24 protein-coding genes and 1 tRNA gene are annotated in these 25,687 nt (G+C 67.1%); 5 read left to right on the top strand and 20 right to left on the bottom strand.

Annotated features, from left to right (window positions below; translation table 11 throughout):
- Positions 1-36: 36 nt before the first annotated feature.
- The 9 genes from atpA to prmC form a co-directional block, all read right to left on the bottom strand.
- Positions 37-1,674 carry a F0F1 ATP synthase subunit alpha gene (atpA, locus tag E3O62_RS03700; RefSeq protein ID WP_134397589.1) on the bottom strand — a complete coding sequence of 546 codons (1,638 nt, stop codon included), beginning with the start codon at positions 1,672-1,674 and terminating at the stop codon, positions 37-39.
- Positions 1,675-1,760: 86 nt separating this feature from the next.
- Positions 1,761-2,558 (bottom strand): F0F1 ATP synthase subunit delta, encoded by a 798-nt coding sequence (locus tag E3O62_RS03695; protein ID WP_134397581.1) that lies wholly within the window; start codon positions 2,556-2,558, stop codon positions 1,761-1,763.
- Positions 2,558-3,100, bottom strand: a complete 543-nt coding sequence (locus tag E3O62_RS03690; RefSeq protein ID WP_134395733.1) for a F0F1 ATP synthase subunit B — start codon at positions 3,098-3,100, stop codon at positions 2,558-2,560. The genes E3O62_RS03695 and E3O62_RS03690 overlap by 1 nt, the downstream gene beginning before the upstream one ends.
- 11 nt (positions 3,101-3,111) lie before the next feature.
- Positions 3,112-3,342 carry an ATP synthase F0 subunit C gene (gene atpE / locus E3O62_RS03685; RefSeq protein ID WP_174720104.1) on the bottom strand — a complete coding sequence of 77 codons (231 nt, stop codon included), beginning with the start codon at positions 3,340-3,342 and terminating at the stop codon, positions 3,112-3,114.
- 51 nt (positions 3,343-3,393) lie between these two features.
- Positions 3,394-4,176, bottom strand: a complete 783-nt coding sequence (gene atpB, locus E3O62_RS03680; RefSeq protein ID WP_104099701.1) for a F0F1 ATP synthase subunit A — start codon at positions 4,174-4,176, stop codon at positions 3,394-3,396.
- A 179-nt stretch (positions 4,177-4,355) separates the two neighbouring features.
- Positions 4,356-4,841: a hypothetical protein gene (locus E3O62_RS03675; protein ID WP_134397580.1), complete on the bottom strand. Its 486-nt coding sequence runs from the start codon at positions 4,839-4,841 to the stop codon at positions 4,356-4,358.
- Positions 4,838-6,061 (bottom strand): MraY family glycosyltransferase, encoded by a 1,224-nt coding sequence (locus E3O62_RS03670; RefSeq protein WP_134395735.1) that lies wholly within the window; start codon positions 6,059-6,061, stop codon positions 4,838-4,840. The genes E3O62_RS03675 and E3O62_RS03670 overlap by 4 nt, the downstream gene beginning before the upstream one ends.
- A gap of 2 nt (positions 6,062-6,063) precedes the next feature.
- Positions 6,064-6,867: an L-threonylcarbamoyladenylate synthase gene (locus E3O62_RS03665; protein WP_134397579.1), complete on the bottom strand. Its 804-nt coding sequence runs from the start codon at positions 6,865-6,867 to the stop codon at positions 6,064-6,066.
- Between the two features lie 40 nt (positions 6,868-6,907).
- Positions 6,908-7,789, bottom strand: a complete 882-nt coding sequence (gene prmC / locus E3O62_RS03660) for a peptide chain release factor N(5)-glutamine methyltransferase (protein WP_241973298.1) — start codon at positions 7,787-7,789, stop codon at positions 6,908-6,910.
- Positions 7,790-7,929: 140 nt separating this feature from the next.
- Between prmC and cysK the strand changes: the two genes are divergently transcribed.
- The 3 genes from cysK to E3O62_RS03645 are packed head-to-tail and all read left to right on the top strand — an operon-like array spanning position 7,930 to position 10,500.
- The gene (gene cysK / locus E3O62_RS03655; protein WP_134397578.1) at positions 7,930-8,868 is read left to right on the top strand and encodes a cysteine synthase A; all 939 of its coding nucleotides are present in this window, start codon (positions 7,930-7,932) and stop codon (positions 8,866-8,868) included.
- A 29-nt stretch (positions 8,869-8,897) separates the two neighbouring features.
- Positions 8,898-9,476, top strand: coding sequence for a serine O-acetyltransferase EpsC (gene epsC / locus E3O62_RS03650; RefSeq protein WP_134397577.1), 579 nt, complete (start codon positions 8,898-8,900; stop codon positions 9,474-9,476).
- Positions 9,477-9,489: 13 nt separating this feature from the next.
- Positions 9,490-10,500, top strand: coding sequence for an isopenicillin N synthase family oxygenase (locus E3O62_RS03645; protein ID WP_134395742.1), 1,011 nt, complete (start codon positions 9,490-9,492; stop codon positions 10,498-10,500).
- A gap of 54 nt (positions 10,501-10,554) precedes the next feature.
- Here E3O62_RS03645 and pdxH read toward each other — a convergent pair whose 3' ends face one another.
- The 10 genes from pdxH to argS all read right to left on the bottom strand — a co-directional run bounded on the left by pdxH (position 10,555) and on the right by argS (position 23,315).
- Positions 10,555-11,196 carry a pyridoxamine 5'-phosphate oxidase gene (gene pdxH, locus E3O62_RS03640; RefSeq protein ID WP_174720103.1) on the bottom strand — a complete coding sequence of 214 codons (642 nt, stop codon included), beginning with the start codon at positions 11,194-11,196 and terminating at the stop codon, positions 10,555-10,557.
- Between the two features lie 106 nt (positions 11,197-11,302).
- Positions 11,303-12,382: a peptide chain release factor 1 gene (prfA, locus tag E3O62_RS03635; protein WP_134397576.1), complete on the bottom strand. Its 1,080-nt coding sequence runs from the start codon at positions 12,380-12,382 to the stop codon at positions 11,303-11,305.
- The gene (rho, locus tag E3O62_RS03630) at positions 12,382-14,964 is read right to left on the bottom strand and encodes a transcription termination factor Rho (protein ID WP_134397575.1); all 2,583 of its coding nucleotides are present in this window, start codon (positions 14,962-14,964) and stop codon (positions 12,382-12,384) included. Before rho ends, prfA begins: the two co-directional genes overlap by 1 nt.
- A 400-nt stretch (positions 14,965-15,364) precedes the next feature.
- On the bottom strand, positions 15,365-16,318 hold the full coding sequence (gene thrB / locus E3O62_RS03625; RefSeq protein ID WP_134397574.1) for a homoserine kinase: 954 nt from the start codon (positions 16,316-16,318) through the stop codon (positions 15,365-15,367).
- Entirely contained in the window at positions 16,315-17,436 is a 1,122-nt protein-coding gene (thrC, locus tag E3O62_RS03620; RefSeq protein ID WP_134395748.1) for a threonine synthase, read from the bottom strand. Before thrC ends, thrB begins: the two co-directional genes overlap by 4 nt.
- Complete coding sequence (locus tag E3O62_RS03615; RefSeq protein ID WP_134397573.1) at positions 17,436-18,773, bottom strand: homoserine dehydrogenase; 1,338 nt, start codon at positions 18,771-18,773, stop codon at positions 17,436-17,438. The genes thrC and E3O62_RS03615 overlap by 1 nt, the downstream gene beginning before the upstream one ends.
- Positions 18,770-20,230, bottom strand: a complete 1,461-nt coding sequence (gene lysA / locus E3O62_RS03610; RefSeq protein ID WP_134397572.1) for a diaminopimelate decarboxylase — start codon at positions 20,228-20,230, stop codon at positions 18,770-18,772. The genes E3O62_RS03615 and lysA overlap by 4 nt, the downstream gene beginning before the upstream one ends.
- A 207-nt stretch (positions 20,231-20,437) precedes the next feature.
- Positions 20,438-20,725, bottom strand: coding sequence for a hypothetical protein (locus tag E3O62_RS03605; RefSeq protein WP_134395754.1), 288 nt, complete (start codon positions 20,723-20,725; stop codon positions 20,438-20,440).
- Positions 20,726-20,856: 131 nt separating this feature from the next.
- Positions 20,857-21,636 (bottom strand): DUF2993 domain-containing protein, encoded by a 780-nt coding sequence (locus E3O62_RS03600; RefSeq protein ID WP_134395756.1) that lies wholly within the window; start codon positions 21,634-21,636, stop codon positions 20,857-20,859.
- A 2-nt stretch (positions 21,637-21,638) separates the two neighbouring features.
- Positions 21,639-23,315, bottom strand: coding sequence for an arginine--tRNA ligase (argS, locus tag E3O62_RS03595; RefSeq protein WP_134397571.1), 1,677 nt, complete (start codon positions 23,313-23,315; stop codon positions 21,639-21,641).
- A 53-nt stretch (positions 23,316-23,368) separates the two neighbouring features.
- Between argS and E3O62_RS03590 the strand changes: the two genes are divergently transcribed.
- Positions 23,369-24,022, top strand: coding sequence for an iron ABC transporter ATP-binding protein (locus tag E3O62_RS03590; RefSeq protein ID WP_134397570.1), 654 nt, complete (start codon positions 23,369-23,371; stop codon positions 24,020-24,022).
- Between the two features lie 168 nt (positions 24,023-24,190).
- A tRNA-Arg gene (locus E3O62_RS03585) sits at positions 24,191-24,262 on the top strand.
- Between the two features lie 788 nt (positions 24,263-25,050).
- On the opposite strand, the gene E3O62_RS03580 is transcribed toward E3O62_RS03585, so the two are convergent.
- The coding region (locus E3O62_RS03580) for a DUF222 domain-containing protein (RefSeq protein WP_134397569.1) at positions 25,051-25,687 on the bottom strand (637 nt) is incomplete at its 5' end.

Raw genomic sequence — 25,687 nt, 5'->3', positions numbered from 1 at the left:
GCGGCTCGAACGAGTCGGGAGCGCGGCCGATGTCACTTAGCGGCGGTGCTTGACGATCTTTTCCTGGTTGACCTTGTCAGCGGGAATCGCCTCGAAGACTTCCTTGCCCACCGAGGCGAGCGGCTTGCCCTCGCCCGTCTGGAATCCTTGCTTGAACTTGTCGACCTCGATCTCGAGCGTCGCGATGGTCGCGTCGTCGAGAACGTTGGTGTCGCGCAGTGTCGTGAGTACGTTCGTGGTGCGGCCCAGGTGGTCGAGCAGGCCACGCTCGAAGCGCAGGACGTCGGCCACGGGCACCTCGTCGAACTTGCCGTTCGTGCCGGCCCAGATCGAGACGACCTGGTCTTCGACGGGGTACGGCGAGTACTGCGGCTGCTTGAGCAGCTCGGTCAGGCGTGCGCCACGACCGAGCTGGCGACGGCTCGTCGCGTCGAGGTCGGAGGCGAACATCGCGAAGGCCTCGAGCGAACGGTATTGCGCCAGCTCGAGCTTCAGAGTGCCGGAGACCTTCTTGATCGACTTGACCTGAGCGTCACCGCCGACTCGGGAGACCGAGATGCCCACGTCGACCGCGGGACGCTGGTTGGCGTTGAACAGGTCGGACTGCAGGAAGATCTGACCGTCGGTGATCGAGATCACGTTGGTCGGGATGTAGGCAGAGACATCGTTCGCCTTGGTCTCGATGATCGGCAAGCCGGTCATCGATCCGGAACCGAGGGCGTCGGACAGCTTGGCGCAACGCTCGAGCAGACGGGAGTGCAGGTAGAACACGTCACCGGGGTACGCCTCACGTCCCGGCGGGCGGCGCAGAAGCAGCGACACCGCACGATAGGCCTCGGCCTGCTTGGACAGGTCGTCGAAGATGACGAGGACGTGCTTGCCGGCATACATCCAGTGCTGACCGATGGCCGAGCCGGTGTACGGGGCGAGGTACTTGAAGCCGGCCGGGTCGGAGGCCGGGGACGCGACGATGGTCGTGAACTCCATGACTCCGGCATCCTCGAGCGCACCCTTGACGGCGGCGATCGTGGAACCCTTCTGACCGATGGCGACGTAGATGCATCGAACCTGCTTGTTCACGTCGCCCGTCGCCCAGTTGGCCTTCTGGTTGATGATCGTGTCAATCGCAATCGCGGTTTTGCCGGTCTGGCGGTCTCCGATGATCAGCTGACGCTGGCCACGGCCGATCGGGATCATGGCGTCGATGGCCTTGATTCCGGTCTGCATGGGCTCGTGAACCGACTTGCGGTCCATCACGCCGGGTGCCTGTAGCTCCAGCGCGCGGCGGCCTTCGCTCTTGATCTCGCCGAGCCCGTCGATGGGCGCCCCCAGCGGGTCGACGACGCGGCCGAGGTAGCCGTCGCCGACGGGTACGGAGAGGACCTCACCAGTGCGGTGCACCTCCATGCCCTCGACGATTCCGGCGAACTCGCCGAGAACGACGACGCCGATCTCGTCTTCGTCCAGGTTCTGGGCGAGGCCGAGGGTGCCGTCCGCGAACGTGATGAGCTCGTTCGCCATCACGCTGGGAAGGCCCTCGACGTGCGCGATGCCGTCGCCGGCCGTGGTGACGTAGCCAACCTCGGTCGTCGCGGTCTTGTTCGGCTCGTAGGACTTCACGAAGTCCTGGAGAGCGTCACGGATCTCATCGGGGCTGATCGTTAGTTCTGCCATCATCTTCCCTTTTCTGTACTGGGTGTACAGGTTCTGTCGTGCACGAGACGCTGCCGTCCCGAGGTGTGTGGTACTGACTGAAGCGGTCAGCCAGCGAGCTGGATTCTCAGATCTTTAAGACGGGTGGCAATGCTGCCATCGATGACGTCGTCACCGATTTGAACGCGGACGCCCCCGACAATTTCGGGGTCGACAACCTCGTTGATCGTGAGCCGACGCCCATAGCGCACCGTGAGGCTGGCTCGAAGGCGATCAACCTGCTCCGGAGCCAACGCGGCGGCCGACGTGATCGTGGCGATCGAGCTATCCGACTGGTCCGCGACGATGGATGCGGCGTAGCGCAGCAAATCCCCGATGCGGCGACCGCGGGGCTGCTGCACCAGGTGTCGAACAATCGCGAGCGTCTGTTCGGAGACCTTGCCGGCCAGGAGGGCGTCAACAACACTCACCTTGGCCGCTGTGGTGCCGAGCTTTGAGGCGAGGGCGAGTTCGAGTTCGCCGTTGGACGACACGGTCTTGCCGAACGCGAACAGTTCCTCCGCCACCTGCCCGGGGACCGTGGCCGAAGACGCAATCACCCGCAGGCCGAGGTCTTCGATGCCGGCCAGAAGATCGGTGTGGTTCGACCAGCGTGCGGCGGAGGCGGCTTGAAGCAGCTCCAGCGCGGTCGGCGTCATTGCGCCCGAGAAGATTGCGCTCACGAGGGTGGCCTTCGCCGCCGCATCCGCTGACGGGTCGACCAAAGCCGACCGAAGCTGTGACGTGAGGCCAATCACACGACCGGAGTTCAACAAATTGACGCCGGTCGCGAGGTCGTGCGTTCCCCCGGGGCGGGACAGAACCGCCCGTGTTGAGGCTAAGGCTTCCCTGGTGGCGCTACCCATTACCGGACCACTTTCTCCGAGGCCTCGAGGTCAGCCAGGAATCGGTCGACGATGCCGCTGGCCTTTTCGTCGTCGGTCAGGCTTTCGCCGATGACGCCGGAGGCCAGGTCGATGGCCAGTGTGCCGACCTCGCTGCGCAGGGAGATCACTGCGGCCTGACGTTCGGCCACGATCTGAGCCTTCGCCGTCGCGGTTACCCGAGCGGCGGCGATGACGGCCTGCTCCTTGAGCTCGTTTACGATCGTCTGTCCGTCGACGCGGGCGGCGTCGCGGATCCTGCCGGCCTCGGCCCTCGCCTCGGCCAGCTGGGTCGTGTACTGCTCGAGAGCAGCTTCGGCCTTGCGCTGGGCATCGTCTGCCTTGGCGATGTTGCCCTCAATGGCCTCCGCACGATCATCGAGGATCTGGCGGAAGCGCGGGATCGCGAAGCGCACGAAGAAGACCATGACGACCAGGAAGACAACAGCCGACCAGGTGATGTCGTAGATGGCAGGAAGGAACGGATTCGTTTCCGCTTCTGCCGCCAGAACAAGCTCAGGCATGGTGGCGATCCCTAGACGAAGATGAAGAAGACGGCAACACCGATGAACGCAAGGAGCTCCGTGAACGCGATGCCGAGGAACATGGTGACCTGGAGACGGCCTGCGAGTTCGGGCTGGCGAGCCATGGCTTCAACGGTCTTTCCGGCGACGATACCGATGCCGATACCCGGGCCGATCGCGGCAAGACCGTAGCCTACGGTGGCGATATTGCCGGTGATCTCGGCAAGAATGGTGGATTCCACTATGTGTGTCCTTTCAATCGAAAACGACGTCGGTCGACGCAGTTGTGTGTGTCAGTGCTCTTCAGCCACGGCCTGTTGGACGTACACCGCGGTCAAGAGGGTAAAAATGTACGCCTGGAGGATGAACACGGCGAACTCGACGAAAGTGAAGATGAACCCGAACGCCAGCGTCCCGATTCCGAAGAGCCCCAACCAGCCACCTGCAGTGAAGATGAAGAAGCTCGTCGCCCCAAAGCACAGCACGAGCAGGAGGTGTCCGACCATCATGTTGAGCAGGAGTCGCAAAGCGAGCGAGATCGGCCGCACGATAAAGATATTGATGAACTCGATCGGGGCGAGCAAGATGTAGATCGGCCACGGCACACCGGCCGGGAAGAGCGAGTTCTTGAAGAACTTGGCGGCGCCGAGCTGCTTGATACCCGCGTAGATGAACACGACGTAGGCGACGAGACCGAGCAGCAGGGGCATGCCGATGAGTGCCGTGCCCGAGATGTTCAGGGCCGGGATTACGCCCGTGACGTTCATCGCAAGGATGCCGAAGAACATGCCGGCTAACAGGGGCAGGTAACGGCGACCCATCTCCTTGCCGAGGATCTGATCGGCGATCTGCACCTGGACAAAACCCAGTACAAGCTCGGCGATGCTCTGACCGCGGCCAGGGACCCGGGATGGTTTGCGCAGGGCGAGCCAGAAGAGCAGGAGCATCACGGCTACGGCGAGGATGCGGACCAGGATGATCCGGTTAATCTCGAAGGGCGTTCCCTCAAAGAACAACGCGGGGAGACCAAGGAACTCACTGATGCCCGGAGCCTGAAACTCATCGCCGGTAGCCATGGGAACCAGTAAGTTCGCAGCGTAATACAACAGCGCTATCTCCTGTTTCTGTGCGGATGCACAACGGCGACAATGGTCAAGTGTGGTCTGTGGCACAGTGGATCACACTGCGGCCGGTGACAGTTTTTTGACTCTATCAACTTTCGCTCACGGCGACTAATCGACCGCCCCTGTTCAGGTCAGGACCTGGGGTGGTCGGATTTTTTTGGGAGCACGGCGTCACTCACGTAGCCCAGATGGGAGCGGAAGACCACCAGGACGTCGACGATCATGGTGCCGATGGCTCCGGCAATGACGGTGATGAACAGAACTGTCGTCTGCACGAAGGAAGCATTCCGAAGCAGAGCGAGTATCACGATGAACACGACGATTTTCAGCAGCCATGCCCCCATCACGATGCCGAAAAAAGCGGCAATGTCGAACCGCATGGCCCCGATGATGCTCACGGCAGTGATCGAAGCGAACAGCACGGCAAGCGCGGTGCCGATGAAGGCGCTGATGAGGCCTTCGGTTGACGCGAAAAGGTAGCCGAGTCCGCCGCCGACGATCGCGATGGCAATCGCGAGGAAGCCTGTGTATCGAAGGACTGCGGTCAGGACCCCCCTGGCGTTCGATGGCACCGCTCGGAGCGTGGTGGGCAAGCTGGTGGGATCGGGTGCGTTCATACGTTTTCCTCCACCGTCGCGGACGCCTCATCGAGGCGGTCGAGTCGGGCGATTTCTTCTCTGTGTTCGGCCGTTCGGGCGAGCTGGCTGGCGGACTCGACGGCCTTGCGCCGACTCAACGGAGCCAGCGTGACGAGGGTGCAGATCAGCAGCGCGACGATCAGGAAAATTGTGGCATACCAGGTGGGCAGCCCGAAATACACCGGGAGCAGAAAGTAGAGCAGGCAACCGACGGATGCCGCCGCGGTCCAGCCGTAGAAGATCAAAACGGCATGCAGGTGCGAATGGCCCATGTCCAGTAGCCGGTGGTGCAGGTGCTTGCGGTCGGCGCTGAAGGGTGATTTACCGGCCCGGACGCGCCGGAACACCGCCAGACCGAAGTCGAGGAGCGGAATGATCAGGATGGCGACGGGCAGGATGATCGGGATGAACGCCGGGAAGAGCTGCGACCGGTTTACGGCGGTCGGGTCGACCTGGCCCGTGATCGCGATCGCGGACGTAGCCATCAGCAGACCCACCAGGAGGGCGCCCGCATCACCCATGAACAGTTTCGCCGGCCGCCAATTGAGCGGCAGGAAGCCGACGCAGGCACCCACCAGGACGGCAGCGATCAGTGAGGCGAGGTTAAAGTAGTTGCTCGGGGAGGTGTCCCGGGCCAGCAGGTAGCTGTAGAGGAAGAACACGCCGTTCGCGATGAGCGCGACGCCGGCCACGAGCCCGTCGAGCCCGTCGATGAAGTTGATCATGTTCATCACGATCACGATCACGATCACGGTGATCAGGATCGACATCCAGGAGGACCCGACGGTCAGCCCGCCGATCGGCAGCGACAACACCTGCACGCCCTGCCAGGCGATGAGGCCGGCAGCGATGAACTGCCCGGCCAGTTTGGTCATCCAGTCGAGGTCCCAGAGGTCGTCGGCCACTCCCAGCAGCACGATCAGCAGGGCTGCACCCAGGATGGCGAGGATCTGCTGGGGGTCACTGAAGATGAGTCGCAGCGGCGCGAAGCGGGCCGCAACCAGGTAGGCCACACCGAAGGCGGCGACGATGCCGACGAAGATCGCGATTCCGCCGAGGCGGGGCGTGGGCCGCGTGTGCACATCGCGCTCGCGGATCTTCGGATAGAGGCGGTAGCGGTGACTGAGCTTGAGTACAAGAACGGAGAACCCGAGGGTCACCAGGGCCGAGACCAGGCTGAGCAGGACGAAGACGGTCATTGCTAGCGTGCGTCTGCAGCGGGATCGACCGGTTCGGTCCTCACTGCGGTGCCGGGCTCGGTGGTCGGCTCGGTGGTGGTTTCGGCAGCGGGCTTGTCCTCAGGCGCGCCGAACCCGATCGGCGCGAGCGCCTCTCCGATCACGGCTTCGATGGCCTCCCGTGAGATCACGCCGTTCCGCACGATGACGACCTTGCCGCCGTTGGAGTCGAAGCCGGTGGCATCCACGATGGTCGACGAGGTGTCCCCCGGCCGGTCGCCGATGGGTTCGTAGCCGAGTCCGGCCGTTCCGCCGTCGAGGTAGACGGCCACGCTGCCGCCGAGCATCTCTTCGGCGCCTTCCGCGTCGATCGCGGAGGGCCGGCCGCTGGTGTTGGCGGATGACACGGCCAAGGGTCCCGTCTCGGAGAGGAGGTCGAGGGCAACCGGGTTGCTCGGCATCCGCAGGGCCACCGTGCCGCGGGTGTCACCGAGATCCCAGGCGAGCGACGGCTGGGCGTTCAGCACCACCGTCAGACCACCGGGCCAGAACGCGGCGACGAGCTCGCGCACCGGTTGCGGAATGTTCTGGGCCAGGGCGTCGAGGGTGGGAATTCCGGGGATCAGCACGGGCGGCGGCGAGGAACGGTCGCGGCCCTTGGCGTCGAGGAGGCGCTGGACCGCCTCCGGGTCGAAGGCGTCCGCGGCGATGCCGTAGACAGTGTCGGTGGGGATGACAACGAGCGCGCCGCGGCCGATGGCCGAGCGCGCGAGCCTCATGCCGGCCGCGTATTCCGTGTCAACCGAGCAGTCATAGATGCGAGTCATTGTGCCTGATTCTACTGCAGCCGCCCAGGGGGAACCGCCCTCACCGATCGGCGGGAACGGGGGCGAGGGCCGTGGTGGCGCGGTCGCGGGTGGTGTAGTCGCGGTGAGTGGCCGGGACGCGCCAGCCGTCGGCGGCCAGGAGGGCACGGATCTGCGCCCCCTGCAGCTCACCGTGCTCGATCACGATCTGGCCGCCGGGACGCAGGAGGCGCAGGGCCGTGCGGGAGACGTGCCGCACCACGTCGAGCCCGTCGGGGCCGCCGAACAGGGCGCGGGCCGGGTCGAAGAGGCGTACCTCGGGGTCGCGCGGGATCGCATCCGTCGGAATGTAGGGCGGGTTGGAGATGACCACGGCCACGGTTCCGTCGAGTTCGGTGAGCGCGTCGGTGAGGTCGCCGAACACCAGCGTGGCATTCGGCGCGGCTACCTGCTCGAAGTTGCGGGAGGTCCAGGGGAAGGCCTCCGGCGAGTTCTCGACCGCCCAGATGCGCGCGTTCGGCACCTCGACCGCCAGGGAAAGGGCTATCGCGCCACTGCCGGTGCCGAGGTCCACCCCGATCGGCTCCGCGTCGGGCAGTGCCCGGAGCGCGTCGATGGCGAACTGCGCCACCTGCTCAGTCTCAGGGCGGGGAACGAACACGCCCGGTCCGACGAACAGTTCGAGGGAGCGGAAGGGTGCCCGCCCGGTGATGTGCTGCAGCGGCTCGCGCAGGCAGCGGCGACGAACGAGTTCACGGATGGTCGCGGCATCCGCGGCGTCCAGGGCGGTGCCGAGGATGGCGGCGGCCTGCACCTGGCCGCGGCTCTGGGCGAGAACGTGACCGATCAGGAGATCGGCGTCGACGTCGGGGTCGCTGATCCCCGCCTGGGAAAGGGAGTCGATGGCCCGGGTGCGCAATTCGGCAATGTCGGTGGGAACAATGTCGGTAGGAATTGAGCTGATGGGAATGGAATGGTGGCCGTGCGGAGTTGTCACGTATTGAAATGTAACGCACGCACGCGCCCTCTGCCGGAGCCGTAGGCTGGGCGAGGTTCCTGACCCCGATCGAAAGGCGACCACCGATGCCCGCACAGATTTACTCCGATATCACTGATGCAGTCGGCAAGACCCCTCTGGTCAAGTTGAACCGACTCACCGCCGGCCTCGACGCTACGGTTCTGGTGAAACTGGAGTTCTACAACCCGTCGGGCAGTGTGAAGGACCGGATCGGGATCGCGATCGTCGATGCGGCCGAGGCCTCGGGCGAGCTGGCTCCGGGCGGAACCATCGTCGAGGGCACCAGCGGCAACACCGGGATCGCCCTCGCCATGGTGGGCGCCGCCCGCGGGTACACGGTCATCCTGGCGATGCCGGAGACCATGAGCCGCGAACGCCGCCAGCTGCTGCGCGCCTACGGCGCCCGGATCGTGCTGACGCCGGGCTCCGACGGCATGCGCGGCGCGGTCACGAAGGCCGAGGAAATCGCCGCCGCCACCCCCGGGGCGATTTTGGCCCGCCAGTTCGACAACCCGGCCAACCCGGCCATCCACTACGCGACCACCGGCGTCGAGATCTGGGACGACACCGCGGGAGCCGTCGACATCCTCGTCGCCGGAATCGGCACCGGAGGGACCATCACGGGCACCGGTCAGCTGCTCAAGGAACGCAAGCCATCCGTGCGCATCGTCGGCGTCGAGCCGATCGACTCCCCCATCCTCACCGGTGGCAAGCCCGGACCGCACAAGATCCAGGGCCTCGGCGCCAACTTCATACCGAACGTCCTCGACACGCACGTCTACGATGAGGTCACCGACGTCACGCTCGCCGACTCCGTGTCCACGGCGCGCGCGCTGGCAACGGATGAGGGCATCCTCTCCGGCATTTCCGGCGGATCGGCTGTCTGGGCGGCCATCGAACAGGCCAAGCGCCCCGAGAACGCCGGCAAGACCATCGTGGCCATCATGCCGAGTTTCGGCGAGCGGTACCTCTCCACGGTGCTCTACGAGGACCTGCTGGACTAGTCGGCGGAACCGGGCAGGCGACGCAGCGAATGGGTGTCTTGTCGAGCATCCGTGAGGACCTGGCTATGGCGCGCGCCCACGACCCGGCCGCCCGCAGCAACATCGAGGTGTTCCTGGCGTACAGCGGTCTGCACGCCGTGTGGTCGTATCGAGCGTCCCACCGGCTGTGGGAGGCCGGATTGCGGCTTCCGGCCCGGCTCCTGTCGCAGTTCACCCGGTTCCTGACCGGGATCGAGATCCACCCCGGCGCCCGCATCGGCCGGAGGCTGTTCATCGACCACGGCATGGGCGTGGTGATCGGGGAGACCTCGGACATCGGCGATGACGTGATGCTCTACCACGGAGTCACCCTCGGCGGGAAGACCCGGCACGGGGTGGCCCGGGGGGAGAAGCGGCACCCCACCCTGCACGACGGGGTGACGATCGGCGCCGGCGCCAAGGTGCTCGGGCCCATCGTCATCGGCGCCTGGAGTACCATCGGCGCCAACGCGGTGGTGACCCGCGATGCCCCACCCAAGTCGCTGCTGCTGGGGATCCCGGCCATCGTGCAGCCGGTCAAGACCGACACCATCGAATCCGCCCGCGGGCTGCTGCCCGGCGACGACTGAGGGATAGAGACCAATGACCACCGATACCGCCGCCCTCACCCTCCCCGTACTCGACCTCTCGCGGCTCGACCGGGGCGAGGCGGAGGCGGAGGCTTTTCGGGCCGATCTGCGGGAGGCCACCCACTCCTTCGGGTTCTTCTACCTGACCGGTCACGGCGTGCCCGCGGACCTCACGGATCGGGTCATGCACACCGCCCGAGCCTTCTTCGCCCTCCCCGAAGCCGACAAGATGGCGATCGAGAACCTGCGGAGCCCGCACTTCCGTGGCTACACGCGGGTGGGCGGCGAGCTCACCCAGGGTACGGTTGACTGGCGCGAGCAGATTGACATCGGGCCGGAACGCCCGGCACTTCCGCGTCCCACGGATGCCGACTACCTGCGTCTCGAGGGACCGAACCAGTGGCCGTCCACTCTCCCCGCGCTACGAGACGTGATGACCCTCTGGCGCGACGAGCTCACCGCGGTCGCCCTCCGCCTGATGCAGGCCTGGGCGTTGTCTCTCGGTGCCGACGAGCACGTGTTCGACGCGGCCTTCGCCGAGAAGCCGTTCACCCTGATCAAGATCGTGCGCTACCCCGGCAAATCCGATCCCACTCCCCGGCAGGGCGTCGGCGCGCACAAGGACTCCGGGGTGCTGACCCTCCTGTTCGTCGAACCCGGCAAGGGTGGCCTGCAGGTGGAGAAGGATGGCGACTGGCTCGACGCTCCCCCGCTCGACGGCGCCTTCGTGGTCAACATCGGCGAGCTGCTGGAGGTGGCCACGAACGGCTATCTCAAGGCCACCGTGCACCGGGTGATCTCGCCTCTGATCGGCGACGACCGGGTTTCGATTCCGTTCTTCTTCGGCCCCGCGCTCGACGCGACCATCCCGCTGCTCACCCTGCCGGACTCCCTCGAGGCGCCCGGGGTCACGGCCGACCCGGACAACCCGATCTTCTCCACCTACGGGGAGAATGCCTTGAAGAGCCGACTGCGCGCGCACCCGGACGTGGCCGCCATCCACTACTCCGACCTGGCCGAGTAGCCATCGCAGCCGCCGCCGCTGCCCGCGCAGCGATCGTGGCCGCCCTGGCGGGTGCTATGGCTGGAGGCGCTCCCGCGTCCAGCCGCCGCCCGCCAGCGCCGTGAAATGCAGGCGGTCGTGCAGCCGGGACGTGCGGCCCTGCCAGAACTCGATCGCGTGCGGAATGACCCGGAACCCGCCCCAGTCCGTGGGCCGCGGGATCTCCGTGTCGTCGGGGTACAGCCGGTCGACCGCGCGCACCTGTTCCTCGAGCAGTTCGCGGCTCGCGATCGGTTCCGATTGCTCACTGGCCAGGGCGGCGATCCGGGCGGGCCGCGGACGACGCGCGAAATAGGCGTCGCTGACGGCGGCATCCGTGGCGTGGGCCGTGCCGTAGACGATCACCTGGCGCTGCATCGGGTACCAGGGGAATAGCAGCGTCACACCGGAATTCTTCCGGAGCGCGCGCCCCTTGCGCGAGTCGTAGTTGGTGACGAACTCGAACCCGCTGCCGTCGAGCCCCTTGAGCAGCACCGTGCGGCTGCTCGGCCGCCCGTCGGGGTCGATGGTGCCGACGACCATGGCGTTCGGCTCATACAGCCCGGCCCCCTCGGCGGCCGCCAACCAGGTGGCGAACTCGAGCATCGGGTCAGAATTCACCTGCGCCTCGGTCAGGCCCACAGCGCCGTAGTCGGTGTGACTCGTCAGGGATTCCATCAGCATCCTCGCCTCGTTGTCGAACGGTGGATGCGAAAAGCCCAGCCGCCGTTCTCTTCAGACTACGAGAGACCGGCGGCTGGGCAACCGCTGCGTGCAGGGTTGGTCAGTCGTGATCACCGATCTCGGCCAGCCGGGTGGCTTCGTCGGCCGTGATGCAGGAGTCGATCACGGCGTCGAGGGCGCCGTTCATGACCGTGTCCAGGTTGTAGGCCTTGTAGCCGGTGCGGTGGTCCGCGATCCGGTTCTCCGGGAAGTTGTACGTGCGGATGCGCTCGGACCGGTCCATGGTGCGGATCTGGCCCTTGCGCACGAGGGAGGCGGCGGCGTCGATTTCTTCCTGCTGCCGGGCCAGAACGCGGGCACGCAGAACGCGCATGCCGGCTTCCTTGTTCTGCAGCTGGCTCTTCTCGTTCTGCATGGCCACGACGATGCCGGTCGGAAGGTGGGTGATGCGCACGGCGGAGTCGGTCGTGTTCACGGACTGGCCGCCGGGGCCGCTCGACCGGTACACGTCGATCTTGAGGTCGTTCGCACTGATCTCGACCTCTTCGGGCTCGTCGACCTCAGGGAAGACGAGCACGCCGGCGGCGGAGGTGTGGATGCGTCCCTGCGACTCGGTGGCCGGCACTCGCTGAACGCGGTGCACGCCTCCCTCGTACTTGAGGTGCGCCCAGACGCCCTCGGCAGGGTCACTCGCGTTACCCTTGATGGCGAGCTGGATGTCTTTGATGCCGCCGAGGTCGCTCGTGGTCTGCTCGATGATCTCGGTTTTCCAGCGCTTCGACTCCGCATAGTGCAGGTACATGCGGAGCAAGTCGGCGGCGAACAGTGCGGATTCCGCACCGCCCTCCCCCATCTTGATCTCCATGATCACGTCACGGACGTCGAGCGGGTCGCGCGGAATCAGCAGGCGCCGCAGCTTTTCGGCCGCGTTTTCCAGCTGCTCCACCAGACCGGGGATCTCCGCGGCGAAGTCGGCGTCCTCGTCCGCGAGTTCCCGCGCGGCATCGAGGTTCTCGCCGATCTCTTTCCACTCGTGCCAGGCCGCGATGATGCGGCTGAGCTCGGCATAACGACGGTTGACCTTCTTCGATCGGGCCGGGTTCGCGTGCAGCTCGGGATCCGCCAGCTGAGACTGGAGCTCATCGTGCTCAGCCAGCAGAGTCAGGACAGACTCGAACATCAGTGATCCTTGTCTGACCCACCGAGGGTCGGCATCGACTTCTGAACCTGCATCAAGAACTCGACGTTGGACGTGGTCTCCTTGAGGCGACCGAGGATGACCTCCAGTGCCTGCTGCTGTTCGAGCCCGGCGAGGGCGCGTCGCAGTTTCCAAGTGATCTTGACTTCGTCCGCGCTCATCAGCATTTCTTCACGACGGGTTCCGGATGCGTTGACATCCACCGCGGGGAAGATGCGCTTATCGGCCAGGTGGCGCGACAGGCGGAGCTCCATGTTGCCCGTGCCCTTGAACTCCTCGAAGATAACCTCGTCCATCTTGGATCCGGTCTCCACCAGGGCGGAGGCGAGGATGGTGAGCGAGCCACCGTTCTCAATGTTGCGCGCCGCTCCGAAGAAACGCTTCGGCGGGTACAGCGCGGACGCGTCGACGCCGCCGGAGAGGATCCGGCCCGACGGCGGGGCCGTCAGATTGTAGGCGCGGCCCAGGCGAGTGATCGAGTCGAGCAGCACAACGACGTCGTGGCCCAGTTCGACGAGACGCTTGGCACGCTCGATGGCGAGCTCGGCGACCGTGGTGTGGTCTTCGGCGGGACGGTCGAAGGTGGAGGCAATGACCTCACCCTTCACCGTGCGCTGCATGTCGGTGACCTCTTCGGGACGCTCATCGACCAGGACGACCATGAGGTGGACCTCGGGGTTGTTCGTGGCGATGGCGTTGGCGATCTGCTGCATGACGATGGTCTTGCCGGCCTTAGGCGGTGCGACGATCAGGCCGCGCTGTCCTTTACCGATCGGGGCGACCAGGTCGATGATCCGCTGCGTCAGCTTGCCCGGCTCGGTTTCGAGGCGCAGCCGCTCCGTCGGGTACAGCGGGGTGAGCTTCTGGAACTCGACGCGGTTCGCGGCCTCTTCGACGGTCAGGCCGTTGATGGAGTCGACCTTGACGATCGCGTTGTACTTCTGGCGTCCGCTCTGATCGCCTTCGTGGGGCTGGCGGATGGAGCCGACGACGGCGTCTCCCTTGCGCAGGTTGTACTTCTTGACCTGGCCGAGCGAGACGTAGACGTCGCTGGCACCCGGCAGGTAGCCGGAGGTGCGCACGAACGCGTAGTTGTCGAGGACGTCGAGGATGCCGGCGACGGGGATCAGCACGTCGTCGTCGTTCAGCTCCGGCTCGAAGTCGTCGCCGGTGGTGACGCCGCGACGCTTGCGGTCACGGAAACGGTTGCGGTTGCTCCGGCCGTTCAGGTCGTCTTCGAGTCCGGCGCGGTCGGGACCGGCGTTGCGGTCCTGACCCTGACGATCCTGACCCTGACGCTCTTGGCCCTGACGCTCTTGGCCCTGGTTGCGGTCCTGGCGGTCCTGACCCTGGCGCTCTTGGCGGTCCTGACGGTCCTGGGCGCGATCCTGGCTCTGCGGGGCCTGGCGGTCCTGACCCTGGTTTCGATCCTGACCCTGGTTGCGGTCCTGATTCTGATTGTCCTGGCTCTGGCCCTGGCCGCGGTTGCCGGTCTGGCGTTGCTGGCGGGCGGTCTCCTCGCCGCGCTCGGCGCCCTGCGTGCGGTCGCCCCCGCGGCTGCGGTTGCGGTTGCGGCCCTGTCGGGGCTGTTCCGTCTGCTCGGACAGTTCGCCCTGACCGGCGTGCTCGCCCTGCTCGGTCGATTCGGCCTGATCGGTGACGGCGTTCTCGACCCGGGCGTGCTGCTCGGTTCCGGTCTCGGTGCCGGTCTCGGTGCCGAGCTCGTCGGCGTTGTTGCGGGCGTCGATGCTGTTGCGGGCACCGCCGTTGCGGCCACCGCGTGAGCTACCGCGACGCGACCGGCCGGAACCGGTGGCCTCGGGCGCCGACTCGGTGATGGCGGGGGTCTCCTCGGCCACGACTGCGGTCTCGGCGGCAGCCTCGGTGATTGTTTCAGTCTCAACGGTGGGGGCCTCGGTGTCCACGATGGGGGTGGCGGCCGCTTCGGCGGCCGCCTTCACAGTGACCGACGTGGCACGCTTGCGAGCCTGGCGGACCGGCTTCGTGGCCGGGGCTACGGTCTCGGTCGCGGGTGACTCCGGCACGGCGCCGGCATAGGTGGTGGGGGCGGTCGTGCGGCGGAGGGTCGCGGCGTCATCCGGAACGATCATGCCGATGCCCAGGTCGCCGTCAGCGTTGACGTGTGCCACGGCGGGAGCCGCGGTCGCGGTGGAGGCGCGGCGGGACACGCGCTTGCGCGGCGCGGCGCCGGTGACGTTGGCAGCAACGTCGGTGGTCGAGGCCGCGTCGGTCGCAGCGTCGGCCGTGGGAGTCGCCTCTTCGACGGGATCGGCGGCCGTGGTGTCGGCGGCCGTGGTGTCGGCGGGCGTGGTGTCGGCGGGCGTGGCCTCGGCGGAGACACCCGAGGATGCGCTCTTGGCCTGCTCGGCGGTGATTGCTCCTACGAGCTCTCCCTTGCGAAGCTTGGATGCACCCGGGATACCCAGCTCGATCGCCAGAGCCAGAAGCTCGGCGACGCGAAGGGTGGTGAGGTGCGAGGAATCCGCACCGGGGGTGAGGAGGTTGACGTCAGTCACGAAAATTGTCCTTTCCCCTGGCGTCATGCGTGCTGGCCAGGGAAGCTGTTGCAGCGTCTCACGCGCTGCGGGTGGTCCAATCCCAAAGTGATGTGGATTGAAGTGAACACACACAGCTACGCATAGATGATGCGATAGCAGTGAGTTACAGGGAATGCACCGGAGAAGGGAGCCGGGCGTTACGCGGTTCCATCGGGTGCACGTTCACTGTAGCAGAACGTGAGAACGCCGAGGACCGCCCGGATACGGCGTGTCCTCGGCTTTCAGTTACTCCGTGACATGAGTGAGCCCTCACAGCCGTCAGCGATGAGTCACCGCTACCGGGTCCAACCGGAGCGGGCACTGCGACGGCGAGGAACACCGCCCGGGCGGTGCATCCGGCTGACCGACCGGGAGCGACACACCCAATCGATTCGGACTCGGCTCTCTAACGCTCGGTGCGGGTGACGGTTGCGCCCAGCACGTCGACGGCCAGCATCAGCGCCTGCCAGGGCGTTTCGGACTCGGCGGCGACGAGCTCGGCCGCGACGAGTCGCTGCCCTGGGTCACTGGCCAGCACCAGGATCGATGGGCCGGCGCCGGAGACGACGGCGGCGAAGCCGTGCTCCCGGAGCAGGGTAATCAGCCGGTTGGTCTCCGGCATGGCGGCGGCACGGTAGCTCTGGTGCAGTTTGTCCTCGGTGGCCGCGAGGAGCAGCTCGGGGCTCTGGATCAGGGCGGCGATCAGGAGGGCCGAGCGCGACAGGTTGAAGACGGCGTCTTCGTGCGGCACGCTCTCGGGCTGCAGGCTGCGGGCGAGCGCCGTGGACATGGCGTGCTCCGGAACGAACACGAGCGGCTTGACGCCGCGGTGCACCATCAGCTTCTTGTGGCGCGGTCCGTCGGGTGTCATCCACGCGATCGTGAGACCCCCGAACAGTGCCGGCGCCACATTGTCGGGGTGCCCCTCCATCTCAGTCGCGAGGGCCAGGAGCGCCTCCGCATCGATGTCGACGATGCCCTCGAGCAGGCCCTTCGCGGCCATGATCCCGGCGACGATGGCGGCGCCGGACGAGCCCATGCCGCGGCCGTGCGGGATCTCGTTGTGGGCAACGAGGTTCAGTCCGGGCAGTTCCTGGCCGTAGGCGGCGAAGGTGTGGATGAGGGCGCGCACGACAAGGTTGGTCTCATCGGTGGGCACCACGCCTTCACCGACGCCGTGCACCTCGACCGTGACGCCCGGCTCATCGCGAACGGAGACCTCGAGGTGGTCGTGGTGCGCCAGGGCCAGACCCAGGGTGTCGAAGCCGGGGCCGAGGTTGGCCGTGGTCGCCGGCACCTGCACGGTGACGGAACGGCCCGAGAGCACCGACTTGCCCGAGAGGGCCTCGGCGATGGTCATTTCTGGACCAGCCCGAGGACGCTGGCGATTTCGGCGGTGTCGACAGGCACGATGGTCGGTTTGACGTCGGAGCCGTCCGCGGTGCGGAGCGCCCACTGCGGGTCCTTCAGACCGTGGCCGGTGACCGTGAGAACCACGGTGGAGCCGGCCGGGATGAGCCCGGCTTCGGCGCGTTCGAGCAGGCCGGCGACGCTGATCGCGGAGGCCGGTTCGACGAAGATGCCGACCTCGGCCGACAGGATGCGGTAGGCCTCGAGGATCTTGTCGTCGCTGATCGCGCCGAAGTAGCCGTCGGTCAGGGTGCGCGCGGCGAGGGCGAGGTCCCAGGAGGCCGGGTTGCCGATGCGGATGGCGCTGGCGATGGTCTCCGGGTGGTCGACGCGGTGGCCGAGCACGATCGGGGCGCTGCCGGCAGCCTGGAACCCGAACATGCGCGGCAGCTTCGTAGTGGCGCCGCGCTCGAGCTCTTCGGTGTACCCGCGTGTGTAGGCGGTGTAGTTGCCGGCGTTGCCGACGGGGACGATGTGGATGTCCGGCGCGTCTTCCAGCACCTCGACGACCTCGAAGGCGGCCGTCTTCTGGCCCTCGATCCGGTCGGGGTTGACCGAGTTGACCAGGTGCACGGGGTAATTCGCGGAGAGGTCGCGGGCGATGTCGAGGCAGTCGTCGAAATTGCCCTGCACCTGCAGCAGCTGCGCGTTGTGCGCGATGGCCTGGCTGAGCTTGCCCATGGCGATCTTGCCCTCGGGCACCAGCACGACGGCCTGGATTCCGGCGTGGGTCGCGTAGGCGGCGGCCGACGCGGAGGTGTTGCCGGTGGACGCGCAGATGACGGCCTGGGCACCGTCTTCGACGGCCTTGGAGATGGCCATGGTCATGCCGCGGTCCTTGAAGGAACCGGTCGGGTTCATGCCCTCGTACTTGATCCAGACCTTCGCGCCCGTGCGAACGGAGAGCGCCGGAGCCGGAATCAGCGGGGTGCCCCCCTCGCCGAGCGTGATGATCGGCGTCGCATCCGTGATGTTGAGGCGGTCCGCGTACTCGCGCAGCACGCCGCGCCACTGCCGGGAAGCCGTCTTCGCGGCTGGTTTCGGCAGAGTCTCTCGTTCGCTGGACATCAGGCTCCTTCAACTCTCAAAACGGATGCGACATTGGTGACAAATCTGTTCGCGGCGAGGTCTGTCACGGTGGCCGCCAGGGCGGCCTCCGTGGCCTCGTGCGTTCCGATGACTAGGGTAGCCGTGGCAGAGACGGCGGAGCGACTCGCGGTGCCCGGCTGCGCCGGCGTCATCGACTGCTCGACCAAGGCCAGGGACACGCCGTGGTCGCTGAACACGCTGGCGAGCGTGGCGAGAACGCCGGGCTCGTCGGTGACTTCCAGGGTCACGGCGTAGCGCGTGACGATCTGGCCGATGTCGAAGACCGGCAGGTCGGCGTGCTGGGACGCGGGAACGCCGGGGCCACCGGCGATGTGGCGGCGGGCCAGTGACACCAGGTCGCCGAGCACGGCGGACGCCGTCTCCACGCCCCCGGCGCCGGCGCCGTAGAACATCAGGCTTCCGGCCGACTCGGCTTCGACAAAGACCGCGTTGTTGGCGCCGTGCACGGAGGCGAGCGGGTGGCTGCGGTGAACCATGGCCGGGTAGACCCGGGCGGAGACGCCCTGCTGGCCGCTTTCGGCGTCGACGAGGCGTTCGCAGATGGCGAGCAACTTCACGACGTAGCCGGCCTTGCGGGCCGAGTCGATCTGCGCGGGCGTGATGGCGGTGATGCCCTCGCGGTAGACGGATGCGAGCGGCACGGTCGTGTGGAAGGCGAGGCTGGCCAGAATGGCCGCCTTCTGCGCCGCGTCGTACCCGCCGATGTCGGCGGTCGGGTCGGCCTCGGCGTAGCCGAGGTCGGTGGCCAGGGCGAGAGCCTCCTCGAGGGTGTCCCCCTCAGTGTCCATCCGGTCGAGGATGAAGTTGGTGGTGCCGTTCACGATGCCGAGGATGCGGTTGACCTGGTCGCCACCGAGACTCTCGCCGAGCGGCCGAACGATCGGGATCGCACCGGCCACGGCCGCCTCGTACTTGAGCTGTGCGCCGACCTGGTCGGCGGCGGCGAAGAGTTCTGGCCCGTGGGTGGCCAGCAACGCCTTGTTGGCGGTGACGACATCCGCCCCCGAGTTGATCGCCATCAGAATGTATGAGCGAGCGGGCTCGATGCCGCCCATCAACTCGATCACGACATCGGCGCCGAGGATCAGGGTCTCGGCGTCGGTGGTGAACAGCTCGCGGGGCAGGTCGACGGTGCGCTCGGCGTCGATGTCGCGCACCAGGATGCCGACGAGCTCGAGGCTGGCACCGACCCGGTTGGCGAGTTCTTCACTGTTTTCGAGCAGCAGCCGGGCGACCTGGGCGCCGACGGAGCCGCCGCCCAGCAGTGCGACGCGCAGATTGCGGTATTCGATCATCGGGCGGGTTCCTTCGGTAGATCGGTCGAGCCGGTGGTCGAGCCGGGATTCGAGCCGGGGATCGAGCCGGTCGAGACCGAGACCCCGGTGTCGCGGGCGAGCAGGTCGGCGATGGTCTCGCCGCGCACCAGCATCCGCGGGATGCCGTCGGCCACCGCGACCACGGCCGGCCGGCCGAGGAAGTTGTAGTTGTTCGACAGCGACCAGCAGTAGGCGCCGGTGGCCGCGACGGCCACCAGGTCGCCCGGGGCCACGTCGCCGGGGAGATAGTCCGCGTCGACGACGATGTCGCCGCTCTCGCAGTGCTTGCCGGCGAGGCGCACCAGCACCGGGTCGGCCGCCGACACGCGGCCGGCGAGCCGCACGGTGTAGTCGGCGCCGTAGAGGGCGGGGCGGGCGTTGTCGCTCATGCCTCCGTCGACACTGACATAGAGGCGCGGGTTGCCGGCCACGTCGACGGACTTGGTGGTTCCGACCTCGTAGAGGGTGATTCCGGCCGGGCCGATGATGTAACGTCCCGGCTCGAAGGCGACCACGGGCACCGGGATGCCGAGGGCGCTGCACTGCGCGGCAACGATGTCGGCCAGGCTGGCCGCGAGCTCACCGATCGGGGTGGGGGTGTCGGCCAGCGTGTAGGCGATGCCGAAGCCGCCGCCGAGGTTCAGCTCGGGGACGGGGCCGCCTGCGAGCAGGGCGGCGTGCACGGCGAGGAGGCGCGACGCGGATTCGGCGAAGCCGTCGGCGCCGAAGATCTGCGAGCCGATGTGGCAGTGCAGGCCGCGGAAGCTTAGGCCCGGCTCGGCCCGGATGAGGCCCACCAGCGCCGCGGCGTCATCGAGCGTCACGCCGAATTTCTGGTCTTCGTGCGCCGTGGCGAGGAATGCGTGGGTGTGTGCGTGCACGCCGCTGTTCACGCGCAGCCGAACGGCCTGCACGATGCCGTGCCGGGCGGCGGCCGCGGCGACGCGCCCGATTTCGACCAGGCTGTCGATCACGATGGTGCCGACGCCGACGCGGCAGGCCTCGTCGATCTCGGCCAGGGACTTGTTGTTGCCGTGATAGCCGAGCCGGTTCGGCGGGCTGCCGGCCGCCAGCGCCACGGCGAGTTCGCCGCCGCTGCAGACGTCGATGTTGAGGCCTTCGGCAAGCATCCAACGGGCGATCTCGGTGGACAGGAACGCCTTGCCGGCGTAGTAGATGTGCACGCTCGTGCCGATGCGGGCGAACTCGGCCTCGAAGACGGTGCGGAGCGAGGCCGCGCGGGCGCGGGCATCCGTTTCGTCGACCAGATATAGAGGAGTGCCGTATTCGGCGGCCAGGGTGGAGGCGGTGCAGCCGCCGATGAGGAGTTCACCCTGCGGGGTGCGGTCGATGGTGGCCGGCCAGAGGCCGTCGGCAAGCGCATTGGCGTCGTCGGGCAGGCAAAGCCAGTCGGGGGCGAGCGGGTTGGTGGCCACGGGTGAAAACCTCACGGGAAATGTCGAGTGGGTGTCTCACTGAGTGGCGAGCGAACCCGGATTGGTCCCTGAAGCCAGTGAAAGGATGCCGTCGGCTGCGACCGGAGACCTGTCCCGAGTGTAGCGAACGCCGCCGGTGCGCGCCGAATCGCGTTACGTCCCGCTGCGTGGCGAGAGGCGCGGGCTGAGCAGCGGGGCGGGCCGCGATCAGACCAGCGCGGCGGTTTCGGCCACGTCGACGATCCACGCCTCCGGGTCGATCATGACCGACGAGCCGCTGCTAGTCCAGATGCGCCGCATCTTGAGGAGCATCTTCTCCGCCTCCCGGACGGAGCCCAATTCCAGGTCGACCATGACGAAGTTCGGATTAGTCACCGAGCGGAGGATCGTGTAGCGGATCACCCCGGATCCGCGGCGGTCGGCCGGGTCCAGGTCGAAGGCGCGTTTCCAGCGGTCATAGTCGGGCACGGGGTGTTGAATGCGCAGGACAGTCATGGAGCCTCCTCGGACAAGCGAATGCGCGACCGGCGGTACCTTCCAGCCTACGACCCCGCGGTCACCCTGTCAGGCCCCGGTTTGGTCGCGGTTCGAACGGTCCGCGAGCGGCGCGGCGTGCCGCTCACGGCTCAGCCTGCTCCGCAGCTGCCGAGGGTTGTCAGCGACTGGCGGCTCAGCGTCAACGTGCTCGACTGCAGCGTGAGTCGCGCTCGATCCGAGGTCACGTTCACTCCGGCAAGGGTGACCCCCTCGGGGAGGTACTGGGCCACGCAGATGCGGAGCGGTTCCTCCCCCAAAACACGAGACAGCAGGTTGCCGGCGTCGATGCTGCCGCCGCCTGAGGTGACGCTGGCACCGCTCGGCGTGAGCAGCAGTGCGTCGGCGTCCACGCTCGGCGTCGCCGAGGCGCGGTAGCCGATCGGGAAGCCGAGCACCTCCAGGCTGCCGCTGTAGCTGATCTCGTCCTGCCCGAGTTCGACGCCGGCATCGGGGACATTGCTCGGCAGAGACTGGCTCAGCAGGGTGTTGAGGGCGTCGGGTTCGAGGTCGATGATGCCGCGCACGTCGCCGACGGGCTGGGATTGGTCAAGCGGGACATCCGTCGCCACGACGTGCACGGATGCCTGCACGCCGTCCACGGTCAGGGTGCCTGATTCCAGGGCCACCCGGTCGAAGCTGCCGCCGAGGTACTGCGCGATGACCGACAGGCCTCCGATGGAGACGGCCACGTCCCCGGTCACGGTGTCGGGCAGGTTCGAGGCGATCTCCCGCTCGATCTGGCCCTCGGCGTAGCTGCGCAGTCCCCCGTCGACGAAGAAGAAGGCAGCGACGAGCCCGACCACGACCAGACCCGCGACGATGAACGCCCCGAGCCCGCGACGACGGGATTTCCTGGCGGACGCGTCCATGCCTACATGCGTTCCGGTGCGGAGACGCCGAGCAGGCCGAGGCCGTTGCGGATGACCTGGCCGGTGGCGTCGTTGAGCCAGAGCCGGGTGCGGTGCCGGTCGGTGATCGGTTCGTCGCCGAGCGGGATCACCCGGCAGCTGTCGTACCAGCGGTGGTAGTAGCCGGCAACCTCTTCGATGTAGCGGGCGATACGGTGGGGCTCGCGCAGTTCGGCGGCCTGCGCGACGACGCGCGGGTATTCCTGCAACACGCCGAGCAGGGCCGATTCGCTGTCGTGGGTGAGCAGCTCCGGGGCGAATGCGGTGCGTTCCACCCCCGCGGTGGCCGCGTTGCGGGCGACCGAGCAGGTACGGGCATGCGCATACTGCACGTAGAAGACCGGGTTCTCGTTGGTGCGCTTGCCGAGCAGGTCGAGGTCGATGTCGAGCTGGGTGTCGCTGCTGGAGCGCACCAGGGAGTAGCGGCCGGCGTCCACGCCGACGGCGTCGACGAGGTCGTCGAGGGTGACGATCGTTCCGGCGCGCTTACTCATCCGCACCGGTTCGCCATTGCGCAGCAGGTTGACCATCTGGCCGATCAGGATCTGCAGGTTCACGCCGGGCACGTCGCCGAACGCCTCGACCATGGCCATCATGCGGCCGACATAGCCATGGTGGTCGGCGCCGAGCATGATCAGGTTCTGGTCGAAACCGCGCTCACGCTTGTCGAGGTAGTAGCCGAGGTCACCGGAGATGTAGGCCGGTTCGCCGTTGGAACGGATGATGACGCGGTCGCGGTCATCGCCGAACGTGGTCGTGCGCAGCCAGATGGCCCCGTCTTCTTCGAAGATGTGGCCCTGTTCGCGCAGCCGTTCGATGGCCCGGTTGACGGCGCCGGACTCGTGCAGGGAATCTTCGTGGAAGTACACGTCGAAATCCACGCCGAAGCCGTGCAGCTTCTCCTTGATCTCGGTGAACATCAAATCGACGCCGACGCTGCGGAAGACTTCCTGCTGCTCGTCGCGGGCCAGCACCGCGATGTCGCCTTCGTGGCTGGCCACGACCCGGTCGGCGATGTCTCCGATGTAGGCGCCGCCGTAACCGTCTTCGGGGGTGGGCTCGCCGAGGTAGCCGGCGAGCACGCTGCGGGCGAAGCGGTCGATCTGCGAGCCGTGGTCGTTGAAGTAGTACTCGCGGGTGACGTCGGCGCCCTCCGCCTGCAGCACCCGGGCCAGGCTGTCACCCACGGCCGCCCAGCGCACGCCGCCCATGTGGATGGGGCCGGTGGGGTTGGCGGACACGAACTCGAGGTTGATCTTGAGGCCGTCGTAGAGGTGCCCGGTGCCGTAAGCGGGGCCCGCATCGACGATGGTCTTGGCGAGGGCGCCGGCGGCGGCGGCCTCGAGACGGATGTTGATGAAGCCGGGTCCGGCGACGTCCACCGAGGCCACGTCGGGAAGCTGTTCCAGGCCGGCAGCCAGTTCGGCGGCCACCTCGCGCGGGTTGGAGCCTAGTGGCTTGGCAATCTTCATCGCGACGCTGGAGGCCCAATCACCGTGGTCGCGGTTTCTCGGACGCTCGAGGGTGACATCCGCCCCGGTCAGTTTGACGTCGGTCACGTCGATTCCGGCCTCGCGTCGACGCTCGCTCAACTGGAGGATGAGGTCGAACAGGGATTGGGAAAGCTCAGCGGGAGTCACGACAAGCAAGCTTACCGGCCCGGTCACAGACAACCCTCTTGGTAAGGTCAAGCGTGACTCACTCCCTCTCGCCCAGACTCCCGCGCGGACGGCTCCTGCGCACCACCCTTCTCCTTGCCACCGGCACGGTCGCCGTCGTGGCGCTGGCTGCCTGCGGTTCGGGTTCCACCCCGGACAGCAGCCCGTCGGCAGCGTCGCCATCAGCCACTCCCGGGTCGACGTCGAACGCGACGCAGACACCGGGGCCCACCGCGACGCCGACACCCACCCCCACGGCAGCAGGCACCCCGGTCACACTTACCTGCGACCAGGTGCTCACCCTCGACGACGTCTACGCCTTCAACCCGAGCTACGGCACGGCCCCCGGTTTCGAGCCGACCATCGCCGCGGGTCAGATGGCGGCAGAGTACCAGGGGCTGAATTGCGGACTGCTCAATCAATCCAGCGACGGAACGATCGAGGTCTCGGTGACCCAGCCCAACGACGTGCTGCTGTCGCAGCTGAAGAACGAGGCCATCAGCTCCAGCAAGATCGTTCCCACATATGGCACGCCGCCCGACGTCGAGGGCTATTTTTCGGCTGCCGGCGGGACTGGTGTGGCTCAGGTCTTCACCTCCACCTACTGGATCACGGTGGGCTCGAGCGAGTTCGTCGAGCCGGGCGACGCCGAGTCACTCGTTTCCGCGGCGATCGCGAACCTGCAGTAACACGCCCGGGCGAACCGCGCGGCGGAACCCACCTGAACCTGCCCGAACCTGCCGAATTCGGCACTACCGGTCGAGTTCGGGTGGTGTGCCGGGCGAGCTCGACCGCATCCGTCGAACTCGATGCGGAACATCGCCTGCCCGGATGCTGATAACCTAGTGTTTTCCCTGGCCCCCATAGCTCAGGGGATAGAGCACTGCCCTCCGGAGGCAGGGGCGGCAGTTCGAATCTGCCTGGGGGCACAACTGTCAGAGTCCGTGCGAACACTCGGGTCGCGGACTGATCGGTGACACGATCTGAAGGCTTTGTCGCGCCGTTTGCCCACACTGGCCCACAGCTGCTCTCCGACGAAGATCGGCGTCGCTATGCCGTGGTCGCACCGGTCACCCGCACCACCGACAGGTCAGCGATAACCATTGAGCCCCACCGGGACGGGACCGCCGCCATCCGATGGGCACGCAGATCAGCTGCGGAGCGCGACGGGATCACGTGGACGTCGGTGCCCGCGGCGGCCGGTCGGGTCTGGGAGCACGTCGTCGGACCCCACCGCAACGACTCGAGACCGCGGTGCTCACAGAGGATGGCCGGGGAAGGGCTGCCACCAAGACCTTCCCCCGTTCGAATCCGGAGGCAGCGAGGTTGCTGCGCCCCGGCCCCTCGGGAATCGCGTGCAACGCGGAGAACACCGCTACCGCCTCTGCAGCTCCGGGCCCGGTGGTAGACCGATTTGACGCAGATTCTGGTCTGAAAACACATTTTTGGGTTTCCTGGGACAGTTTCGAGCAGAATCTCCATCGAATTCGTTCGGGAGAGAGTCGCAGCTCGACCTGTGACGAGGAGACACGGGAGTCACGAGAGTCACGAGAGTCACGGAACGCTCGCTCAGGAACCACGGACCGCTCCCTCAGAAGTCGCGGAACCCACGCTTATCCCGCGTCGCGGGCGAGCCCGTCGAGACCACCGCTCCAGCGCTGCCCGCTTGCTCGGCAGCGTGATCAGCGTCTGCGTCGGGTCGTTCTCCACCGGTGGCCTAAGCCAGTACTGCGTTCCGGTGCGGGTGATCGTCCAGTGCTGGTTGTGTAGCAGGAGGTGGTGGGGGTGGCAGAGGAGTACCCCGTCGGCGAGGTCGGTGTCGCCGTTGTCTTGCAANCGGTGGCCTGTCGCAGTCGACCCACCGGCATCCGCCGTCGCGCACTCCCATCGCGGCGCGCTGGTGCTCGGTGAAGAGTCGTTCGTCACGGCCGACGTTGATGATTTGGCCGATGTCGTCGAACTTGATGCCGCGGGTGCCGGTGTCGCAGAGCAACCGGTCGATGGTTTCCTGCGAGATGGGGACCGGGTTGCCTTCGATCTGCCCGTGAGCGGCGGGTTCGGCGGCACCCGGCTCGCCGGGTTCGGCTGTGAGGGCTTTCTCGGTCACGATCACGCGCACCGCCGGGCGGCGTCCGCCGAAGACCCGGCCGGGGTCGGCTTCGCCGGCGATCGTCAGCAGTTGCACGAGGGAGTCCGCGTTGATCTGCTCGGTGCTGCGCGGGTCGTCCTGCATTTTTTGGGCCCAGGCGGCGCGTTCCGGGTCGACGAACCGCACTCCGCCGCGGCGGGGGCTGGTGATGGAGTCGAAGGTGGAGAGCACGAACTCGCCGTCTTCGGGGGCGAAGAGCCCGTTC

This window comes from Cryobacterium sp. TMT2-15-1 (assembly GCF_004402345.1).
In the GTDB taxonomy this organism is placed as follows: Bacteria; Actinomycetota; Actinomycetes; order Actinomycetales; family Microbacteriaceae; genus Cryobacterium; species Cryobacterium sandaracinum.
The sequence above is the reverse complement of the archived record's forward strand: the minus strand, read 5'-3'. Positions and strand labels throughout refer to the sequence as shown.

What these genes read in the sequence shown, in the direction of transcription:
- rho (WP_134397575.1), bottom strand. Translation starts at nt 14,964, where the DNA reads ATGACGCCAGGGGAAAGGACAATTTTCGTGACTGACGTCAACCTCCTC.
- atpA (WP_134397589.1), bottom strand. Translation starts at nt 1,674, where the DNA reads ATGGCAGAACTAACGATCAGCCCCGATGAGATCCGTGACGCTCTCCAG.
- E3O62_RS03690 (WP_134395733.1), bottom strand. Translation starts at nt 3,100, where the DNA reads ATGCCTGAGCTTGTTCTGGCGGCAGAAGCGGAAACGAATCCGTTCCTT.
- E3O62_RS03600 (WP_134395756.1), bottom strand. Translation starts at nt 21,636, where the DNA reads ATGGACGCGTCCGCCAGGAAATCCCGTCGTCGCGGGCTCGGGGCGTTC.
- E3O62_RS03675 (WP_134397580.1), bottom strand. Translation starts at nt 4,841, where the DNA reads ATGAACGCACCCGATCCCACCAGCTTGCCCACCACGCTCCGAGCGGTG.
- E3O62_RS03645 (WP_134395742.1), top strand. Translation starts at nt 9,490, where the DNA reads ATGACCACCGATACCGCCGCCCTCACCCTCCCCGTACTCGACCTCTCG.
- pdxH (WP_174720103.1), bottom strand. Translation starts at nt 11,196, where the DNA reads ATGGAATCCCTGACGAGTCACACCGACTACGGCGCTGTGGGCCTGACC.
- E3O62_RS03670 (WP_134395735.1), bottom strand. Translation starts at nt 6,061, where the DNA reads ATGACCGTCTTCGTCCTGCTCAGCCTGGTCTCGGCCCTGGTGACCCTC.
- thrC (WP_134395748.1), bottom strand. Translation starts at nt 17,436, where the DNA reads ATGTCCAGCGAACGAGAGACTCTGCCGAAACCAGCCGCGAAGACGGCT.
- thrB (WP_134397574.1), bottom strand. Translation starts at nt 16,318, where the DNA reads ATGACCATCGCCGAGGCCCTCTCGGGCAAGTCGGTGCTCTCGGGCCGT.
- prfA (WP_134397576.1), bottom strand. Translation starts at nt 12,382, where the DNA reads ATGTTCGAGTCTGTCCTGACTCTGCTGGCTGAGCACGATGAGCTCCAG.
- E3O62_RS03605 (WP_134395754.1), bottom strand. Translation starts at nt 20,725, where the DNA reads ATGACTGTCCTGCGCATTCAACACCCCGTGCCCGACTATGACCGCTGG.
- cysK (WP_134397578.1), top strand. Translation starts at nt 7,930, where the DNA reads ATGCCCGCACAGATTTACTCCGATATCACTGATGCAGTCGGCAAGACC.
- atpB (WP_104099701.1), bottom strand. Translation starts at nt 4,176, where the DNA reads ATGGCTACCGGCGATGAGTTTCAGGCTCCGGGCATCAGTGAGTTCCTT.
- E3O62_RS03665 (WP_134397579.1), bottom strand. Translation starts at nt 6,867, where the DNA reads ATGACTCGCATCTATGACTGCTCGGTTGACACGGAATACGCGGCCGGC.
- E3O62_RS03615 (WP_134397573.1), bottom strand. Translation starts at nt 18,773, where the DNA reads ATGATCGAATACCGCAATCTGCGCGTCGCACTGCTGGGCGGCGGCTCC.
- E3O62_RS03695 (WP_134397581.1), bottom strand. Translation starts at nt 2,558, where the DNA reads ATGGGTAGCGCCACCAGGGAAGCCTTAGCCTCAACACGGGCGGTTCTG.
- epsC (WP_134397577.1), top strand. Translation starts at nt 8,898, where the DNA reads ATGGGTGTCTTGTCGAGCATCCGTGAGGACCTGGCTATGGCGCGCGCC.